Source organism: Dokdonella sp., assembly GCF_051958935.1.
In the GTDB taxonomy this organism is placed as follows: Bacteria; Pseudomonadota; Gammaproteobacteria; order Xanthomonadales; family Rhodanobacteraceae; genus Dokdonella_A.
Genome location: NZ_JBQCFP010000036.1, coordinates 1 through 2,564, shown reverse-complemented (window position 1 = coordinate 2,564; position 2,564 = coordinate 1). Strand labels below are relative to the sequence as shown.

Sequence of the window (2,564 nt, the reverse complement as noted above, 5' to 3'; positions counted from 1 at the left end):
GGCTGGGTCACGTCGACGACGACCGGCACGGACTTCACGACCGTGACGACGGCCTCGGACACGGCGCCGAACGCGGCGTTCGCGACCGACCTGCCGTCGGTGAACGACTTCACGCTCGATTCGCCGGCGTTCACGCCGCTCGGCACCACCACGCTGACGTTCCGCCACCAGTTCAACCTGGAAAGCGGCTTCGACGGTGCGGTGCTCGAGATCAGCATCAATGGTGGTCCGTTCACGGACATCATCACGGCGGGCGGTTCGTTCGGCGCGGGCGGCTATACCGCTCCGATCTCCACTTCGTGGGGCAGCCCGATCGGCGGGCGCCAGGCGTGGACCGGCAGCAGCGGTGGCTTCATCACCACCAGCGTGACCCTGCCGAGCGCGTCCACCGGCCAGCCGACCAAGCTGCGCTTCCGCACGGCGGACGACTCCTCCGTCGCACCGGACACCGGTCCGGGTTGGTGGATCGACTCGATCCACCTGTCGTTCGCGACGATTCCGTCGGTGGCGAAGGCGTTCGCGCCGAGCGCGGTGCAGATCAACGTGGACAGCACGCTGACGATCACGCTGACCAACCCGACCACCAATCCGGCGACGCTGACGGCCAACCTGGTCGACACGTTGCCGGCAGGCCTCGTGGCGACCGCGGCGTCGGCGACGACGACGTGCACCGGCGGTGCGGGCGCGAGCAACACGTCCGGTTCGGTGACGCTGGCGACGGGCGCGGTGATTCCGCCGAATGGCACCTGCGCGGTCGCGGTGGCAGTGCATTCCGCCACGGCGGGCAGCTACGTCAACACGATCCCGGCGGGTGCGCTGCAGACCTCGATCGGCAACAGCGACACGGACGCGACCGCCACGCTGACGGTGCAGTCGCCGCCGGTGGCCGTGGTCACGCCGAACGCGCTGACGCTCGACGCAGTGGCCGGCGGTACGGATTCGACGCCGCTGAACATCGCCAACACGGGCGGCAGCGCGCTGTCGTACACGATCAGCGAAGGCTCGACCGCGAGCAACAATCGCCATCTGCAGGGCAACAGCTATCGCACGGTGTCGCGCGAAGCCGAAGTGCTGCGGGCGAAGTACGGTCCGGCGTCGATGGTGCAGAACCCGAAGGCGGGAACGCTGCCGGCCATGCGTCGTCCGGTCGTGCCTCTGGGCTCGTCGCAGATCTCGCAGATGACCGACAACTCGCCGGGTGACGAGGGCGTGAGCTGCGGCCAGGGTTCGACGTCGAACACGGCCAACAGCTTCTGGCGCCGCTTCTACTTCAACGAGCATCCGGGTGTGGGTGCCAGCACGAGCGTGAGCGCGGTGACGATCTCCTCCGGCAGCAATGGCCCGAGTGGCGTGCCGGTCACGATCAACCTGTACACGATCCCGCACGGCACCCCGGTGGACACGATCCCGACCGCGTCGCTGACGCCGATCGGCACGGGTACCGGGTCGATCGACAGCGGCCTCGTCTCGGTCACGATCCCGGTGACGGGCTCGATCGCCGATACCGCCGGCAATGACCTCGTGGTGGAATATCACGTCGACGCGATGACGACCGGTCGCTTCTTCCCGGGCGCGAACGCCACTCCGGAAACGCACCCGACGTTCCTGTCGGCTGCCGACTGCGCGATCACCGAGCCGACCACGGCTGCGACGATCGGCTTCCCGGACTTCCATCTGACGATGGTGGTCGACCTGGGTGGTGGTACGCCGCCGCCGACCTGCGCGAACCCGGCCGACATCCCGTGGCTGAGTGAGGCGCCGGCCGGTGGTTCGGTCGCGGCGGGTGCGAACACGGACGTGACCGTGACGGCCAACGCGGCGAGCCTTGCCGAAGGTACCTACACGGCCAATGTCTGCGTTGGCACGAACGACCCCGTTACGCCGCTGGTCACCGTGCCGGTCACGCTGACGGTCGGACCTGCGCCGGTCGTGTTCTGCTCGGGTGGTGCCGACGAGATCTTCTGCGACGGCTTCGACCCGGTCGGTGGTGGCGGACCGGCGACCTACACGGATCGTGCGGAGTTCATCACGCACGTGGCCGCCGGGTTCTTCGAGAACGACTTCAGCGATGTCGGCAACAGCTCGGCGGCCGAACCGGCCCGCACCTACAGCAGTGGCGGCTTCGGCTACACGATCGACACGACGCCGACGCCGGACGACCTGTGGTTCTTCCCGGGCGTGATCACGACGAATGGTTCGGGTGACCAGATCGTGGTGACGTTCACGGCGGGCACCGTGACCGCGGTCGGCGGCAACTTCTTCGCGTCCGACATCGACGGCGTGGCGATCCCCGGCAACGAGGTCGACCTGATGCTCAGCGATGGCACCACGGAGACGTTCTCGACCACGGACGAGAACGACTACCGCGGCTTCACCACCGCCGCGCCGATCACGAGCATCACGATCGACGCGCCGAATCCGTCGGACCCGACGGACAGCAGCTGGTCGACGATGGACAACCTGCTGGTCGGCACCGCCAACTGATCCCGTCCTTGGGATGAAACAGGAGGCCTCCCTCGCGGGAGGCCTCTTTTTTTGTGCCGTCGAAGGGCTGGCGAACGGAC

1 protein-coding gene is annotated in these 2,564 nt (G+C 68.0%); it reads left to right on the top strand.

Annotated elements, in window-relative coordinates; all coding sequences use genetic code 11:
• On the top strand, positions 1–2,484 hold a 2,484-nt coding region (locus ACTHK2_RS03745), incomplete at its 5' end, for a hypothetical protein (protein ID WP_440244356.1).
• Positions 2,485–2,564 lie beyond the last annotated feature (80 nt).